Source organism: Methylocaldum sp. GT1TLB, from assembly GCF_051027445.1.
Classification (GTDB): Bacteria; Pseudomonadota; Gammaproteobacteria; order Methylococcales; family Methylococcaceae; genus Methylocaldum.
The window spans coordinates 2,886,677-2,904,393 of record NZ_CP194898.1; the positions used below are offsets into that span (position 1 = coordinate 2,886,677).

12 protein-coding genes are annotated in these 17,717 nt (G+C 60.6%); 1 reads left to right on the forward strand and 11 read right to left on the reverse strand.

Features of this window, described 5'->3' with window-relative positions; all coding sequences use genetic code 11:
• Nucleotides 1–523: 523 nt before the first annotated feature.
• From ACR2R1_RS12550 to ACR2R1_RS12560, 3 genes are all read right to left on the reverse strand, one after another.
• Nucleotides 524–2,758, reverse strand: coding sequence for a polysaccharide biosynthesis tyrosine autokinase (locus tag ACR2R1_RS12550; protein WP_347258247.1), 2,235 nt, complete (start codon nucleotides 2,756–2,758; stop codon nucleotides 524–526).
• Nucleotides 2,759–3,020: 262 nt separating this feature from the next.
• Nucleotides 3,021–4,175, reverse strand: coding sequence for a polysaccharide biosynthesis/export family protein (locus tag ACR2R1_RS12555; protein ID WP_205780838.1), 1,155 nt, complete (start codon nucleotides 4,173–4,175; stop codon nucleotides 3,021–3,023).
• A 31-nt stretch (nucleotides 4,176–4,206) separates the two neighbouring features.
• Nucleotides 4,207–5,634 carry an undecaprenyl-phosphate glucose phosphotransferase gene (locus tag ACR2R1_RS12560; protein WP_156880785.1) on the reverse strand — a complete coding sequence of 476 codons (1,428 nt, stop codon included), beginning with the start codon at nucleotides 5,632–5,634 and terminating at the stop codon, nucleotides 4,207–4,209.
• A gap of 946 nt (nucleotides 5,635–6,580) precedes the next feature.
• On the opposite strand from ACR2R1_RS12560, the gene ACR2R1_RS12565 reads away from it, so the two are divergent.
• Nucleotides 6,581–7,537, forward strand: coding sequence for an IS110 family transposase (locus ACR2R1_RS12565; protein ID WP_434110321.1), 957 nt, complete (start codon nucleotides 6,581–6,583; stop codon nucleotides 7,535–7,537).
• A 15-nt stretch (nucleotides 7,538–7,552) separates the two neighbouring features.
• Here ACR2R1_RS12565 and ACR2R1_RS12570 read toward each other — a convergent pair whose 3' ends face one another.
• The 8 genes from ACR2R1_RS12570 to nuoG form a co-directional block, all read right to left on the reverse strand.
• Entirely contained in the window at nucleotides 7,553–9,004 is a 1,452-nt protein-coding gene (locus ACR2R1_RS12570) for an NADH-quinone oxidoreductase subunit N (protein WP_347258774.1), read from the reverse strand.
• The gene (nuoM, locus tag ACR2R1_RS12575) at nucleotides 9,001–10,527 is read right to left on the reverse strand and encodes an NADH-quinone oxidoreductase subunit M (RefSeq protein ID WP_240506859.1); all 1,527 of its coding nucleotides are present in this window, start codon (nucleotides 10,525–10,527) and stop codon (nucleotides 9,001–9,003) included. The genes ACR2R1_RS12570 and nuoM overlap by 4 nt, the downstream gene beginning before the upstream one ends.
• The gene (nuoL, locus tag ACR2R1_RS12580) at nucleotides 10,527–12,359 is read right to left on the reverse strand and encodes an NADH-quinone oxidoreductase subunit L (protein ID WP_077731731.1); all 1,833 of its coding nucleotides are present in this window, start codon (nucleotides 12,357–12,359) and stop codon (nucleotides 10,527–10,529) included. Before nuoL ends, nuoM begins: the two co-directional genes overlap by 1 nt.
• A gap of 326 nt (nucleotides 12,360–12,685) precedes the next feature.
• Nucleotides 12,686–12,997 carry an NADH-quinone oxidoreductase subunit NuoK gene (gene nuoK, locus ACR2R1_RS12585; protein WP_077731732.1) on the reverse strand — a complete coding sequence of 104 codons (312 nt, stop codon included), beginning with the start codon at nucleotides 12,995–12,997 and terminating at the stop codon, nucleotides 12,686–12,688.
• Nucleotides 12,994–13,491: an NADH-quinone oxidoreductase subunit J gene (nuoJ, locus tag ACR2R1_RS12590; RefSeq protein ID WP_077731733.1), complete on the reverse strand. Its 498-nt coding sequence runs from the start codon at nucleotides 13,489–13,491 to the stop codon at nucleotides 12,994–12,996. Before nuoJ ends, nuoK begins: the two co-directional genes overlap by 4 nt.
• Before the next feature lie 12 nt (nucleotides 13,492–13,503).
• On the reverse strand, nucleotides 13,504–14,031 hold the full coding sequence (nuoI, locus tag ACR2R1_RS12595; RefSeq protein WP_077731734.1) for an NADH-quinone oxidoreductase subunit NuoI: 528 nt from the start codon (nucleotides 14,029–14,031) through the stop codon (nucleotides 13,504–13,506).
• Nucleotides 14,032–14,092: 61 nt separating this feature from the next.
• Entirely contained in the window at nucleotides 14,093–15,037 is a 945-nt protein-coding gene (gene nuoH, locus ACR2R1_RS12600; protein ID WP_077731735.1) for an NADH-quinone oxidoreductase subunit NuoH, read from the reverse strand.
• Nucleotides 15,034–17,712 (reverse strand): NADH-quinone oxidoreductase subunit NuoG, encoded by a 2,679-nt coding sequence (nuoG, locus tag ACR2R1_RS12605; protein ID WP_077731736.1) that lies wholly within the window; start codon nucleotides 17,710–17,712, stop codon nucleotides 15,034–15,036. Before nuoG ends, nuoH begins: the two co-directional genes overlap by 4 nt.
• Nucleotides 17,713–17,717 lie beyond the last annotated feature (5 nt).

Here is a 17,717-nt window from a genome sequence, read left to right on the forward strand (position 1 = left end):
GGGTCGCCATACGGGAAGGAGACCGAAATCCTTTTTATCGAACAATGCTCAATCCCGAAACAGGCTACTGTGAGGCGATCGCCGATCTCGCCAGTGGAGTGTGGATAGAGTTGTTTAAGCGGACAAGGACGTGTGTTTTCCTCCCGTTTGCCGCGCCGAGCACCGGAGCTTTCGGCGGGAATAACCCGTAAGGGGCGCAGAATGGATTCTGCGCGGCGATCGGGGGCCAAGGATGGCCCTTCGATCGCCTCTCGCCGAAAGTGAGGAGTGCAGGAGACAAGCGGCAACCGGGCGGCCTTTTCTTTGGCTACTTTCTTTTGGCCGAGCAAAAGACCAATTCGCCAGGAGCGAATTGGGACAGCGGAACGCTGGCCCGAAGGGCGAAGTCCACGGACGGACTTCGCAGCGTAGCCCGCGTGCGGGGCGGCACCCCGCTTTAAAACAAATCCCCGCCGAAGGCGAACATCTATGTGCTTGCCTAACATCAACCAGCTTCCTCACGCTAGAAAAAACCAAAATCCTTTTAAACCGCCTTCGGATACGCATACCCGTAATACGGGTAATACGACGACCCTTCTTTCATGTCGTTCATGATGAAGCCGTTCGGCTTGATGCCCACGTGCTGGAATCGGCGGAAGCTGACCTCCAGTTCCTGCGCGGTGTAGCGTCCTTCCTTGACCACCAGGAAGGTGGCGTCGGCGTGTTTGCCGATGATGGCGGCGTCGGTGGCGCCCAGGATTGGCGGCGAGTCGATCACGATGTGGTTGTAGAAGGCTTTCAGGTCCTCCAGGATCGCGTCCAGGCCGCCAAGCACCAGCAATTCCGCGGGGTTGGACACGTTCCGCCCCTTCGAGATGAAATCCACTCCCACCTCGGGAAGGCTGGTGATCGTCTCGGCCAGAGAAGCCGTACCGGCAAGGAGATCCGAGAGCCCCTGTTCTTTCTGAACGGAAAAGGCTTCATGCAGCCGACCGTTGCGGAGGTCGGCGTCGATGATCAGCACCCGTTTCCGGATGCTGGCCAACAGCGCAGCCAGATTCGAACTGACGAAAGATTTACCCATGCCGGGCGCGGGACTGCTGATCATGATGATCTTGCTTTCGCCGCTGGCGAGTGTGGCTTCCAGAGTCGTCCGCAGGGCGCGCAACGATTCGACCGAAATGTCGTGGGGCGCCTGGCTGGCCAGCACCGCCGGTTGATCCTGATCGACCAGTCTCGCCAGACGCTTTTGCTTCTTGCTGTGCGGTATCGCCGCGTAAAGGGGAATCCCGACCCGGTATTCCAGCAGTGCCGGGTAATTGTCGTGACGCTGCAGCGAATTGCGCAGGAATACGATCGCCGCCCCCAAGGTCATGCCCAGCACCGTGGCTATGGCGATAAGAAGCATCGGCTTAGGCCAGTGCGGTTTTTCCGGGATAACGGCAAAATCGACGATACGGGAATTGCCGATCGATCCCGCGGCGGCCACGCGCTGTTCCTGGGCACTGTTCAGCAGCGAGGTATACAGCTCGGTATTGACCTGCACGTCGCGCGACAGGCTCACCATGTTTTGCTGCGTGCGCGGCAGCTCCTTGATCCGCTTGTTGAGGTCCGCCAGCTTGCGCTCGACCCGGCCGATCTGGGCTTTGGTCGCCATCATGTCGGGGTGCGCGTCCGTAAGGCGCTGGGTCTGTTCCTCGTACTTTTGTCTGAGCTGGATGCCCAGGGTTTCCATTTCCGCCGCCTGCTTCAAGAGCACCTCGGCCTCGGCGGAGATGTCGACCGCGCCGTGTTGCTGCCGGTATGCGCTCAATGCCTGCTCCGCCCGTTCCAGACGCTCCTTCACGACAGGCAACTGGCTTTCGAGGAAGGCCAATTTTTGCCCGGCTTCCGCCGATTCCCAGTTCACCGTCGCATTTACATAGGTCGTGGCGATGTCGTTGACCGATTTGGCGAGCTGCTCAGGCTCGCGCCCCTTGAGTTCGACGTTGAGAATATCCGTATCCTTGGAGGCTTCCTTGACGGTGAACGCCTTCTTCAGTTTTTCGATGGCCGTCAGTCGGCTTTCCCGGGTCAGATCGAAATAAGTGCCGGGATGGGCCTTGAGTTCCGAAACCTTGATCACGACCGGTACGGCTTCGCCCACATCGATCTCGACGCTGTCGCCTACCCGTCCCTCGCCCACCGGTTCTCCCTTGGGGTCGAGCAGTTGAAAGCGCCCGCCGTCCAGAGCGATCAGGGTGAAGTCTTTTCCCAGATACCGATCGGGAACGGTGAACTCGGCGACCTTGATCCTCTCGCCGCCGAAGGCCCAGCGGTTGAAGCCCCACCAGGCGCCGGCCACGCCGTCATGCGGATCGTGCCAGCGCGCGAGCGTCTCGCCGATCAGAGGAAGATACCTGGGCGTGACCTCCACCGTCAGATTCAGACCGTCGACGACCTTGCCGAGAACCGAACGGGATCTCAGGATTTCGACCTCCCGCTGCGCCCTCGGATTTTCGGCCTCGGCCGGAGACTTGCTGGCCTCGCTGCGGAGCGGGGCCGTGAGCAGTGCCTTGTTCTTGTCGATCCGCAACAGGGCATCCGCCTTGTACGTGCGGGGCGCGAAGATCAGATAGACCACCGTCACCGTCAATATCGAAAGCAATGTCAGAAGGATGGTTTTCTTGCCTTCGAGCAACAGATCGACATAGTCCCTGATGCTGACGCTCGGCTCCTCGATCCGCGACAGGTTCGGCGGCGGGAGCAGGCTAATCTCGTTATGTCCGTGCATATTCATGACTCAATCCACATATCGATTCGGTTGAAAGAGACTGAAGTCCATTCGTATCTTCGAAGCCATTTGCCGGGAACAACAAACGCCCCTTCGATTTCACGCCGGCCAGGCTTATCTCGGTCTACGAACCGTCAGTTGTAGGTCGGCAACCCTTTGCCGACGAAGGTGCCGGTAGTATCCATTAGCGTCGGGAAAGGATTCCCGACCTACTGCGGGTTCTGCTTCGGGAGAGAAGTCGAAAGACGAAGCGCTTCCGGCAACCGGGCTAGAACCCATAAAACGCCCCTCGGGTCATGACCTGGCTAAAGGACGACGGCAGCAACTGGTTGAGTACCCTCGACCATTGAGTGACACCCGCCGTACCCACGAAAACGATGTCGTGCGGCTGCAGCGAAAATTGTTCGGCCAGAATCATGGCATCGGGCGATTCTCCGTCGAGCTGAAAAATTTCCGGCTTGGTCTGTCCGGCCCGAATGACGTAAATCTCCTCCGTGTTGGAGGTATTGAAGTCGACTCCGTTGGATTCCGACAAAGCCTGCGCGAGCGTCATTTTGCCCTTGTGGATTTGCAGCGCCTGCTGCCGCCCCACTTCGCCGGTGACGAAGACCTTGCTGTGGTAGCGATCGGGTACGTTCAGCACGTCGCCGTCCATCAGTTGCAAGTTCTGGCCGTTATTGCCCTGTTCATAAAGGGCTTGGAGGTTGATCGGATAGAGCTTTTCCCCGCGCGACAAGGTCACGTGACTCAAATCCGCCTCCGCCGTCACGCCACCCGCGCGACTGATGGCTTCCGCGACATTGAGCGGCGTATCCACCATCGACTGGACCCCCGGATGTTTCACCTCGCCGACCACGGCAACTTTGTGGGCCTCGAACGAGAGCACGCGGACATCGAGCTTGACCTTCTTGAAATATTTGGAAAGCCCCTCGCTCAACAGATCCCTGATTTCGGACACGGTTTTGTCCGCCACGTGAACGGTGCCGACATAGGGGTAGAAAATCGTGCCGTCATCTTGAACGACCTTGCCCGCCAGTTCGGGCAGAATCTTCTCTCCGCCCGGATCGTTGAGCTCGGGGTGATCCCAAACCGTGATCTGCAATCGGTCGTGCGGCCCGACCCGGTACGGCCCCGCCCCCGCTTCCGAGCTCGGCAGGGTGAGCTTGCTGGCGTCTTGCAGTCTTGCGTTTTCCCGCTCGATGATCAAATCGGCGGTGATCGGCACGATCTTGACCTTCTCCTTGACCAGCTTGCCGTCCTTCATGACCGGCACGGTCGCGTCCGAGATATCGCTGCCCCGCTTCATATCCATGCCGGGGGTCAGCGAACAGCCGGGGAGAAAAACGGACAGCCACAGCGCCAGAATCCCGGCCAGCGCCCCCGGCTTCCCGACCAACGAATTCGAAAATGACGATGCAATCATGGATGCTTACCCCTTTCCCGCAAGGCCCACATCAATAGGCGTTCTTGTTGACGAAGCCGGACACGACGGTTCTCATGGCGATCTCCAGATCGAACCAGACCGACCAGTTCTGGATGTAATAAAGATCGTGCTCGATGCGCTTGTTCAGGTCGGTGTCGCCGCGCCAGCCGTTCACTTGCGCCCAGCCGGTGATGCCGGCCTTCACCATGTGCTTCTTCATGTAGTTCGGCACCTGATCCTTGAACACTTCCACGAAATCCGGGCGCTCGGGCCGCGGACCCACCAGCGACATGTCGCCCATGAGTACGTTGATGAGCTGCGGCAGTTCGTCCAGGCTGCTCTTGCGCAGGAAGGCCCCGAACGGCGTGGCGCGGTTTTCGCCGGGCTTCGCCCAGACCGGACCGGTTTTCGACTCCGCGTTCATCGGCATGGACCGGAACTTGAGCATAACGAACGAGCGATTGTTCCAACCTACCCGCTCCTGTCGATAGAACACCGGCCCCGGCGAGCTGAGTTTTACCCCGACGGCGATGAACAGCATCACCGGGCTTGCCAGGATCAGGAGAACGAGTGCCAACAGACGGTCTTCGATTTCCTTGATGTAGCGGTTGATGCCGTGCAACGGCGACACCGAAATATCGAGCGTCGGGATGCCGGCGACTTCGTTCAGATTCAGGAACTTGCTCATCTTGAAAGCGAAGCAGTCGATCACCAGCCGGATGCTGACCGGCAAATGACGCAGTTCGTGAAGCACCTGCTCCGCGCGCGACTCGCCCTTGAACGGAAACGCAACCCAGACTTCGTCGATGGCTTCGCGCGTCACCAGGGACGCCAGATCCTTGAGCCCGCCGAGCCGAGGCAGGGAAACATCTCCGGCCAGCCCTCTGGGATTGGCGCGGTCGTCGACATAACCGATCACCTGCAAACCGGCCCACGGCGATTCGTTCAACTGCCGGCTCGCGGCGATCGCCATCTCGTTCAGCCCGACCATCACGATCCGGCCTTGCTGCCAGCCGCGGGCGCGCAATATCCGGAGCACGCGCGAAAGCACCGCTCGCGAGAGAACGACGAACAGAAAGCCCAGCACGCCCCAGGTCGCGATCCAGCGATAGCTGGAACCAAGCCACACATGCAAGCGGACCAGGGCGACGATGGATACGACCGAGATCAAGGTGAATAGCCAGGCTCGCAGGATGCGGACCAGTTCCCCCCGCATCGCGTCGTTACGCCACGGGCGATAAATCTGCCCGATCTCGAAGAAAATGATGGCTCCCAGAATGCCGAGAGCGATCACGACCCTATGGTCCTGATCGATGACCGGCTTCTGATGCCAGAAATAAAAGGCGACCCAAGCAGCGGCCAGCAGCATCGCGATGTCCAGAAATCTCAACAACACGATCACTGTGTGCCCATACTGTTTGTAAAGTCCTCTGAATACGATTCCAAAACCGAGTGGCATGTTCGTGAACCTCTTGTTATTCCTCGCGACATCGAGAAGGCTGCCGAGTACGGAGACAGAGACAGCCTTCGAGCATTAGCCTACGGGAGCAAGATGAGCGAACTGCCGAGGGAAAAATTAAAATCAGATGAGGATTGGATTATTTTTGGCGAAGGGTTCTTGGAGCAGTTTCCACTCGCACGGAAGGATTGACTGCAAATGGCCTGTTAGAGTGTTTTTCACCGCCGTTCAGCGGCGAGGATCGGGAAATTCGTAGGTCGGCAATCCTTTGCCGACACACCGAGTTGGCGAAGGGCTTTGTCGGAAGGGCAGCTCTGGCGCTCCCAGAGATGCCGTTTGCGATTGGAAGGGTCGCGACTAAAGCGACCGTTTGCGATTGGAAGGGGCCGATTAAGTACATTCAGGGAAGTCTTGCGGCATAGGCAACCTGCAGGACAACCCCGCCAATCAAGCTAATCTATCGAGATTCCGCAAATATTTGCGGAATGTACTTAAAGCGTTTTCCATCCCGGTGTACGGATTCGTTCCGGGAGGGGAGAACGTAGGTCGGCAATCCCTTGCCGACAAAGCCCTTCGCCGAGCCGATACGTCGGCAAGGGATTGCCGACCTACATATCCGAATCCCTTACACCGATTCGGAAAACGCTCTAAACGCCCGTTTGCGATTGGAAAAGGATTGCCGACCTTATATCTCGATTCTGGATTCCACAAGAGGCAGAATCTCCGACTGATCATCGGACCCAGACGCTGGGCAAGACGTTGCCGACCTTGGGCCTGAAGCCCGCGCCGTAGATCGTCCCCCAGCGTCCCTTCCTCGCCATAGAGTTCGAACGGTATCGTAGGGCTGCCTTGGGCAACACCCTGGATGGATAAGGCTGAACCCGGCAGGAGCGGTTTCGATCGGTCAGCACTTTGCCCCATCGTCAACGCAGACCCAGGAGACCCTATGACGTTCAGCCCCATCGGTATCGACATCGCCAAAGCCAAGTTCGACGCCGCCGCGCTACGCAACGGCAAGTACAAAACCAAGGTCTTCCAGAACACGCCCGAAGGGTTTAAGGCGTTCCTGGCCTGGCTGCAAGCCTTCCCAACGCCCCACGTATGCCTGGAGGCCACCGGCCGCTATGGTGAGGGCTTGGCCCTGTTCCTGGTCGACCACGGCCTCGCCGTCAGCGTGGTCAACCCCGCCCAAATCCACGCCTTCGGCCAAGCCGAACTGAGCCGCACCAAGACCGATAAAAGCGATGCCAAGCGCATCGCCCGCTTCTGTCTCAGCCAACGGCCTCTGCTCTGGCAGCCGCCTCCGCCGGCCGTGCGCCAATTACAAGCCTTAGTGCGTCGGCTCGAGAGCCTCCTCGAGATGCGGCAGATGGAAAAAAACCGCCTGGACGGGGCCGACCCCACCGTACGCGCCTCCATCGAAGCCGTGCTCGCCACCCTCGACACCGAGATCGCCGCTACCCAACAACGCATCCGGGAGCACATCGACCACGATCCGGACCTCCGCCAACGGCGTGACCTGCTCGACACCATCCCCGGTTTAGGCGACGCCACCATCCCGGTGCTGCTGGCCGCCCTGGGCGACGTTCACCGCTTCGAAAACGCGCGCAGCGTCGCCGCCTTTGCGGGCCTCTCGCCCAAAGAGCACCAGTCCGGGAAGTGGAAAGGCCACACCCGCCTGTCCAAGACCGGCGATGCCTTGCTCCGCAAGGCCCTTTATATGCCGGCCATCGTCGCCTGGCGCCATAACCCACTGATCCGGGCCTTCTGCGAACGCCTTAAAGCCCAAGGCAAGAACGGCAAACTCATCGTCGGCGCCGCCATGCGCAAGCTCCTCGTCCTGGCCTACGGCGTCCTTAAGTCCGGCCGACCGTTCGATCCCAATCATGGGCTTGCATCGTGATTTCTAAGACGGTATCTACTGCTGCGCGGCGCTTTGCTTCGGAACGTTGATCTCCGGATGCAGCAGATCGATGAAGGGAGCCGGGTAAACCCCCAGGCCGAAAATCAGGAGAAGCAATATCGCCAGCACCAGATGCGCCCCGACCGGCCGGGCCTCCGGTCTCGCTTGCAGCGCGGCGGGCGCTTGGGCCATTTGAAAGACGATGCGGATGTAATAGTAGAGCCCCAGCCCACTGCCGATGATGAGCGCGCCCAGCAACATCCAGAGCGCCCCCTGACTTCCGGCGGTGAACAAATAGAACTTGCCGATGAAACCGGCGGTCAGCGGTATGCCGGCCAGAGAGAGGAGCGCCACGCTGAACACGGTCGCGAGCCAGGGACGAGTCCAGAACAGGCCGGTATAATCGTCCAACTCCTCCGCTTCGCGATCGGCCGGACTCATCACCGTCACCACGCCGAATGCCGCCAGCGTCATGGCGAAATAAGCGGCGAGATAAACCAGCAGCGCCTCGGCCGCCAAGTTTCCGCCAACGACGTTCGCCGCGACCGGCGCCACCAGCAGATAGCCCATGTGACCTATCGAGGAATAGGCCAGAATGCGCTTGACATTGTTCTGCCGCAAGGCGAGAAAATTGCCCACCAGCATGGAAACCACGGCGATCAAGGCCAGAAGTACGCTCACCACCGGAACGCGAAAAACGCCGCTTTCCAGTCCGTAGCGCAGCAGCAGGATAAAAACCGAGCCCTTGGAAACCGTGGCGAGCAGGGCCGTGATCGGCGCCGGCGCCCCTTGATAGACGTCGGCGGTCCACAGATGAAAGGGCACCAGCGATAGTTTGAAACCCACGGCCACCAGGATCAGAATGGTTCCGATGACGGAAGGAAAGGTTCCGGGCCTCCCGCCCAAGACCGCGAACTCCATGGTGCCCGTCTCGGCGTAGACCAAGGCCATGCCGAACAGCAGGAAGGCCGAGGCTACGCCGGACAGCACGAGATATTTGATGCCCGCTTCCAACGCCCGGATTTCGCGCAGCGGATAGGCGATGAGCGCGAACAGCGACACGCTGAGGATCTCGAGCCCCAGGAAGAACGACGCAAAATGATGGGCGGCCGCCAGAACTCCGGCACCCAGCAGCGCCGTCAGAATCAGCAGATATACTTCTTCCTGGTGGCCCTCGCGAACGCGGAAATACTCCCAGCACAGCACCGCCGCGACCAGGCCCGCGGCGTAGGCCATGACGGTAAAGACCAGGGCGTAGCGATCCACCAGCACGAGCGGCGTGATCAGCCTCGGCACGAGATCCGAAACCAGCGGGACCGTGATCAGCGAGATCAGAATGCCGGCGACCGTCAGGAGGAAGGCGAGACGATGATTGCGGTGTACGGCGATGGCCAGCATCACGATCACCGCCACGGCCGACAGCACGATCAAAGGCAAAAGCGCGAGAAGATCGGTTGTGGTGATCATGGCTCTCCCCGATCCGCCAAACGCTCGCCCGGCGGTTGCGAATCATTCGGCTGGGCGACGCCCTCTCCCCAGCCTCTCAAACTATTCTTCAGCCACGTATCGGAGACGTCCAGCATGGACTGCGGATACATCCCGATCCAAACCGTCGCCACGATCAGAAAACCCATCAGGGCCAATTCGCGCGCGCCGAAATCGCGGATTCGATGAATCTCCCGCGTTTCGCCGTGGAAAGCCCGTTGAATCAGAATCAGCGAATAAACCGGCGCTATGATCAAACCCAAGGCCGCGGCTGCCGTCATGGCGGCATCCACCCGGTAAGCGCCCAGCAGCACCAGGAACTCGCCGATGAAATTGCCGAGCCCAGGCATGCCGAGCGCAGCCACGGAAAAGAACAATCCGATGGCCGCCATGCGCGGCACGTCGGTCCATAACCCGCCCATCCGATTCATGTCGCGGGTATGGATGCGCTCCTGCACCGCGCCGGCCAGGACGAACAGGGCGGCCGACGAAATGCCGTGGGCCAGCAAGGTAATCACCACTCCTTGCAGCGCCAGCGCATTCCAGGCAAACAGCCCGACCAGCACGAACCCCATGTGGCTGACACTGCTGTAAGCGACCAGTCGCTTCATGTCCGACTGCGCGAAAGCGAGCATGCCGCCATAAAGAATGCCGGCCACGCCCAATCCCATCGCGATGGGGGAAAAATCGGCAACGGTTTCGGGAAACAGCGGGATCACGAAACGCAGCAAGCCATAGGCGCCGGTTTTCAGCATCACCCCCGCCAGAATGACGCTGCCCCCGGTCGGCGCCTGGGTGTGCGCGTCCGGCAGCCAGGTATGGAACGGCACGCCCGGCAGCTTTACGGTGAAGGCGATGAAGAATCCCAGCATCAGCCACCAGGCGGTATTGAGCTCGAGACTCGTCTGCAAGAGGTCGAAGTAGTCGAAGGTATAAACGCCGGCATCTCGTTGATGGATGATCACCAGAACCACCATGGCCAGCAACATCAAGAGTCCCGAGACCTGGGTGAACAAAAAGAACTTGATCGCCGCGTAAGCCCGGTTCTCGTGTCCCCACAGCGCGATCAGGAAATACATGGGTACGATCATGATTTCCCAGAACACGAAGAACAGAAACAGATCCAGCGCGAGGAACACGCCTAGCACGCCGGCCAGCGTCCACAGGAGATTGAAGTGGAAAAACCCCACCCGCTCCCGGATCTCGGTCCAGGACGCCGCCACGGCCATGAGACCGAGAAAAACCGTCAAGGCGACCAGCAACAGACTGACGCCGTCCAGTCCGAGATGAAAGCTGATGCCGAAGCGGGGTATCCAGTGCAGGCGGAGATCGTCCAGCCAAACGCCGGCTTCGGGAAAGCCGCCGGCGAAATAAGGGACCAGCAACGCCCCGTCCACTATCAGCGTCACGAGGGCGATCCAGCGGGGGGCGTTCGTGCCGTAGCGCTCCGCCTGCCAGGCGAGCAGGCCGCCGACCGCCAGCACCAGAATCAGCGTCGCGAGCATCACGACAAAATCCCCAGCGCGATGGCCAACACGGTTCCCCCCGTGAACGCGGCGACATACCAGCGCAATTGTCCGGTTTGGGTGGCGGCGAACGCGCGATGCGCATACTGGCTGGCGGCCGCGATCCCCCGGTAGATATCGTCCGCGATATCGCTGCTATTGACGGCGGCCAGCCAGCGGAACGGGTTGACCAGCAGCTTTCCGTACAGCCAATCGAATCCCCAGCCGCTAAACCAGAAGCGGTGCAGCATATCGCCCCATCGGGTTTCCGTCAGGGCTTCGACCGGGTAGGTTCGGAGCAGATAGAGGAGAACCGCGATACCCACACCGACGAGCGGCGCCAGATCGGTGAAGATCCCGGCGATCAATCCCAACTCGCCCGGTTCGGATCTCGGAAACACCGAACCCAGCGGCATGGAAACAAATCCGCCCAGCAAGGCCAGTGCGCCCAGCAGGATGAGCGGGACACTCATGGCGAACCCGAGATGCTCCGAAGCCCGCTCGTTTTCCGGGCCGAAAAAGGCGATGAACACCAGCCGAAAGCTGTAGATGCCGGTCAACAGCGCCCCTAGCGTTCCGGCAGCCCAGAACCAGAAGCCGTTCTCCGCATGGAAGGCGGAAGCCAGGATCTCGTGCTTGCTGAAATAGCCCGAGGTGAACGGCAGAGCGGTCAGGGCGGCGCTGCCGATGACGAAGCTCCAAAACGCGATCGGCAGCCGTTTTCTGAGTCCTCCCATGCGGAAGATGTCGTGTTCGTGGTGATAGCTGTGAATCACCGCTCCGGCGGCGAGGAACAGGAGCGCCTTGAAATAGGCGTGGGTCGTCAGATGAAAAATCGCCGACGAGAACGCGGTCACCCCCAGCGCCAGAAACATGTAACCGATCTGGCTGATGGTGGAGTACGCCAGAATCCGCTTGATATCGCGCTGGGTCAGCGCGGTGAAACCCGCGATCAGCAGGGTGACGGCACCGACCGCGGCGACCAATTGCAGCACTGCGGGCGCCAGTTCGAACAGGGTGTGGGTGCGGGCGATCAGATAAACCCCGGCGGTCACCATGGTCGCGGCGTGGATCAGGGCGCTGATCGGCGTCGGACCGGCCATGGCGTCGGGCAGCCAGGTTTGCAGCGGCAATTGGGCCGACTTGCCGACCGCGCCGCCCAATAGCAGCAGGGCGGCGAGCGCGGCCATACCGGAGCCGACCGGCCAGGCCGCGGAGGCTCTGTTCAAGAGTGCTTGAATATCCAGGGTGCCGAGCCGCGCGAACAGAAGAAACAGGCCTATCGCCATCGCCGTATCGCCTACCCTCGTCATCACGAAAGCCTTCCGGGCCGCCGCGCCGTTCTCCGGATTCTCGTACCAGAAGCCGATCAGAAGATAGCTGCACAGACCGACGCCCTCCCAGCCCAGGTACAACAGCACCAGGTTGTCCGCCAAAACCAGGACTAGCATGGCGAATACGAAAAGATTCATGTACGCGAAGAAACGGGCGTAGCCGGCATCGTCCGCCATGAAGCCGACCGAGTAGACATGGATGAGAAATCCGACGCCGGTCACCACGAACATCATGTTCAGCGACAAGGCGTCGAGATAAAGCGAGAAGCCGGATGCGAAATGGCCCACTCGCATCCAGGTCCACAGCGTCTGACGGTAGGGTTCGAGCGAGCCGCTCAAGAACTCGATGCCGACCAGCGCCGCGAGCACCGCCGACAACCCGACGGATCCGGCGCCGATCCAGGGCACCCAGCGCCTCGGCATATTCCCCTGACTCGCCACCAGAATCAGAAAACCGATCAATGGGAAAAGCGGAATAAGACCCAAGTAGTTCAGCACCCGTATTTCTCCTTGTTAGTTAAAGGGTTGTCCTGCTTCTATCGCTTTTCAGGGGAATGCCCCCGTCCCTCGGTTTCCTTGCGAGCGCATGTACCAATGTGGTGTACGCCCGAAGCTGCTGTAGGTCGGCAATCCTTTGCCGACGCAGGATTTGTCGGCAAAGGATTGCCGACCTACAACTCTTTCGGCCTCCATTTTGCGGGGTGTAGGGCGGCGTTTCCTATACCATGTCGCAAGATGGCGGTGAAAAATCTTCTAAAATCCGACCCCTTCACGGCGTCGATGTTTTTGATCCATCCAGCCGATCGGTTTCACGGCAGCGGCACTCAACCTTTCATCCGGCTCAAAGCGTCCACATCCAAGGTCTCGAACCGATGATAAATCTGCGTCACCAAGCCCATGGCCACGCCTACTTCCGCCGCCGCCATCGCAAGCACCAGCAGGAACATGATTTGCCCGTCCGCCTGATTCCAGCGCGAGCCGGCGACGATGAAAGCGAGCCCCGTCGAATTCAGCATGATTTCCAGGGAGATCAGCATGAAGATCAGGTTGCGCCGCACCAGAACGCCGGTGAGCCCCAGCGCGAAAAGGACGGCCGCCAACAGCAGTCCGTGTGCCTCGGGAATGGTTCCGTTCATTTCTTCACCTCCTGCCGGGTCAAGTGATAAGCCCCGACCAATCCGGCCAGGAGAAGCATGGACGCCAATTCCACTGCCAGCACATAAGGTCCGAGCAGCCGAATGCCCACCTCCTTGGATGCGACGATATGGCCGAGCGCGGCCCGCTCTTCCTGCATCAGGACGAAGATCAGCTCGGTCAGTAGCACCGCCGCCATCGCGGACGGCCACCGCCACGCGGCAGGCGGCAGCCACTTTCTCTCCTGCTCCAGGGTTCGCCGCCCCAGATTCAGCATCATCACCACGAACAGGAACAGCATCATGATCGCCCCGATGTGAACGATGATCTGGAGCATCGCTCCATAGTACGCCCCCATGAGAAAGAACACGACGCCCGAAGCCAGCAGGGACAAAATCACGTACAACAGGGCGTGCACCGCGTTGAGCGAAACGATCACCAGCAGCGTGGAAATCACGCTGATCAAGGCGGAGGAATAAAACAGGACATACAGCATGGGGTCGTTCTCCTAAGGCAACAGACTCCGGACGTCCACCGGCGGCGCCTCGTTCTCGGCCTCGCCCTTATCTTTTCCGGCCACGCTTTTCCCGGCGACGCGGTAGAAGTTGTAATCGTGATATTTGCCGGTCCCGTCGATCAAAAGATGCTCCTTCTCATAAACCATGTTGCGGCGGTCGTACTCGCTCATCTCCATGTCCGGCGTCAATTGAATGGCGTAGGTCGGACAGGCCTCCTCGCAAAACCCGCAGTAGATACAGCGGGAAAAGTTGATGCGGAAGAACTCCGGATACCAGCGGCCGTATTCGTCCTGGGTCTTCTGCAGGGCGATGCAGTCCACGGGACATGCCACCGCACACAGGTTGCAGGCCACGCAGCGTTCCTCCCCGTCGGGGTCGCGGGTCAGCACGATTCGTCCGCGATAGCGCGGGGCCAGGGCCGGCTTCTCCTCGGGATATTGCACGGTGTCCGCCTTGGTGAACGTATGCTGGAACACAGTCCATAGCGTCTGGAACTGAGTCAAGAAGTCCTTCAACATGACGGCTCACCCACAGCCATGGGTGATACAGGCGAAGCCAGCTTTTCGTTCCTCCGATGCCCTATCGCCATAGGATGACGGCTCCGGTAACCAGTAAATTCAGGAACGACAGCGGCAGCATCACCAGCCACCCGAACGACATGAGCTGGTCATAGCGCGGTCTCGGCAGGGAACCGCGCACCAGAATGAACAGCAGGATAAAGACGGCGGTCTTGATCGTGAACCAAGCCAGGGGCGGCAAGACCGGCCCCAACCAGCCGCCGAAGAACAGAGTGACGATCAGGGCCGCCCCGAGGGTAACGCCGATGTACTCGCCGACGAAGAACATGCCGAACTTCATGCCGGAATATTCGGTGTGATAGCCGGCCACCAGCTCGTTTTCCGCTTCCGGCAGATCGAACGGGGTGCGGTGAGTTTCCGCGAGAACCCCGATAAAGAACAGGATGAATCCCAGAAATTGCGGCACCACGAACCATCCGTCCCTTTGCGCTTCCACGATGGCGCGCAAATCGAAGGTTCCGGCCAGCATGACGACCCCCAACGCGGACATCGCCAGAAATACCTCGTAACTGATGGCCTGCGCCGTAGCCCTCAGGGAACCGATCAGCGAGTATTTGCTGTTGGACGCATAACCGGCCAGAACCACGCTGTACACCGACAGCGCCAGGACCGCCAGCACATAAAGCAAATCGAAGTCGAAATCGATGATTCCGATGTCCGGCGCGATCGGAATCACCGCGAAAGCGGCCAGCATGCATCCCATGATCACGACCGGAGCGAGCACGAATACCGGTTTGTCGGCGAAGGGCGGAATCCAGTCTTCCTTGCTCAGGATCTTGAGCATATCGGCGACGACCTGGAACAGTCCCAGAGGTCCCACGCGATTGGGGCCCAGACGGTCTTGCCAGATGGCGAGCAGCCGGCGTTCGACCCAGATCAAGAGCGCCGCCACGGTGATCAACGCCCCGAGAATGCCGGCGATATCGAACGGCGACCCCAGCGTCATGGCCTCTCCCCTTCTTTTTCGATGGCGATCCATGCCGGAAGATCGCTACGGAACAGACCGGCAAGGCCGGCGGAGATGCCCACGGCGCCTCTCGGCAAGGACGATTCCAGCCTCAGCGGCAAACGCACGACGCGCTCGTTCAGCCGCACCGCCAGGGTCTCGCCGACGCCGAGTCTTTCCGCATCCTCCGGGTGCAGCGCGGCATAGGCTGCCGGCACCCGCTCCGCCAATGGCGGCGATAGCGCGCTCAGCTCCTCGCTGCCGAAAACGTGGTAAAGCGGGATGGCCCGCCAACGGGCTTCGTCGCGTAGACGGTAGGGCACTTCGTCGAACCAGCGGGGCTCCGCCGTTTCCGGCGACTCGAAAAGCCTCACCCCGGGATCGCCGCCTCGCAAAGCCCCGCCCACCTCGTCCTGAAATTTGTTGACGGCCTGCTGATGCGAATTCCAACCTGGCGCCCAGACGAATGGCAATAATGCCGGCGGCACGTCGACACTTGCGCCTTCCATGGAAAACGCCAAAGCCGAATCGGGGTCGTCGGGCGGCTTGGGTTCATGGATTTCCCGGTTTGCAAACATCGCGGTCCGTCCGCTATAGCGATGGGGTTCGCGCGGGACCTTTTCGCCCTCGACACGAAAACCCGCCGGCGGAGCGGCGTTCCGGATCGGCCCGAATTCCGGCAGAGCCGCGGCACAAGCGGCGGTAAGCGCATCGATGTTCGACCAGCGTTTCGCTGCGGCATCGGCCAGCCAGCGCCAGCTGTCGCGGATTTCGCCGCTGCCCGGCATGACGGAATAAAAACGTTGCGCCCGCCCCTCGAGGCTGACCAGAGTGCCCTCGGTTTCCGCAAACGTGCTTCCCGGAAGAAGCAATTGGGCCTTGGCCGCGGTGCCGTGGCGAATATGATCGATCACCACCACATGCCGCGTGCCGTTGAAAAAGCTGTCCACGGCCCCGGCGTCCGCCCGCCGGTAAAGATCGTTCTCCAGCACGATCACGGTGTTCAAGTCTCGGGTCTTCGCCGCGGCGAAGGCGTCCTTGACGCTGCGCTCGTCCATCATCGCCAATCCGAGCGTATTGCATTCCGGCACGACATAGCACAGATCGACAGCCCTTCCTTCTCGCCGGTTGCTCAAGGCTAAGGCGATATTGGCCGCCGCCCGGACCACGGAGAGACTGCCGCAACCGGTGCCCGAGACGATGAGCGGATGCGCCGCGGCAGTGAGGGTATCGCCGATGAGTTCCGCCAGATGTTCGTCCTCTTGGGAAAGGTCGGCCACCGCCGGCGCGCTGGCATCGATCCGGTTGGCGATAGCCAGGCCCAGCCGCGCGATGTCTTCCGGCGTTCCCCGGCAGATCGCTTCCGCTATGTCGTCCAGCCGGGTAGCGTTAGGCGCTACGACGAACAGCGGGCTCTTCTCGCCTTGAGCCGCCTCTCTTACGGCGGCATCTTGCCAGCGCGGTATCTTGAGCCGGTCGGCGCGTTCGAAAGCGCGGTTCCGAACCGCCTGGCGCAACGCGAGCGCCACACGCGGCGCGGTATTCGCCACGTCTTCGCCCAGGATCAAGACGGCGTCCGCCTGCTCCACCTCCCGCAGCGACGGATTATGGACCGGCCAATGTCTCAGCACGTCCAGTATGGCCGCTGCCAGCGATGCCTCCCCCTGGGCAAAACCGGCGTAAAAATGCTCGGCGCCGACCAGTTCCCGCAGGGCGAAGTTGACTTCCAACGAGGCGCGGGGAGAGCCGATTCCGATCGTGTGACCGCCCAGCAAGCCTTGAAAATGGGCCAGCGCGGTCTCCCCGGAGACCGGCTCTCCGCGAAGCATCGGCTGGCGTATGCGCCGCTCGCTATTGACGAATCCATAGCCGAAGCGGCCCCGATCGCAGAGAAAATAGCCGTTCACCTCTCCGTTATAGCGATTGACGATGCGCCTAAGCGTTCCGTAGCGTTCGCCGGGGCTGGTATTGCATCCCACCCCGCAGTGCACGCAAATCGAGGGCGCATGCTGTAGATCCCACTTCCGGACGTAATGCTGGCTGAACGTCCGATCGGTGAAAACTCCGGTGGGACAGACCTCGACCAGATTGCCGCTGAACTCGTTTTCCAGAACGCCGTCCTCGAAGCGCCCGAAATAGACGTTGTTGCGGGATGCAAACACGTCGAGGTCCTTGCCTCCGGCGTAGTCGCGGTAAACCCTAACGCAGCGGTAACAGGCGATGCAGCGGTTCATCTCGTGATTGATGAACGGTCCCAGATACTGGTTTCGGTGGGTGCGCTTCAAGCCGCGATAGCGACGAAAGGTATGCCCGGTCATGACCGTCATGTCCTGGAGATGGCACTCGCCGCCCTCCTCGCACACCGGACAATCGTGAGGATGATTGGTCATCAGGAACTCGATGACTCCGGCGCGGAACTCCCGTGCCTGAGGAGCTTCGAGGGACACGCGGAGGCCCTCGGTCACCGGGGTCATGCAGGCCATGACCAGCCGCCCCTGGGCGTCGCTCTCGTCCTTGTACTGCACGACCGCGCATTGCCGGCAGGCGCCCACGGACCCGAGGGCCGGATGCCAGCAGAAGTACGGCAAATCTAGCCTCAACGACAAGCAGGTCTTGAGCAGATTGTCTCCCGCTTTTACGTCGTAGGTCTGGCCGTCTACCGTGATTTTTGCCATGGATT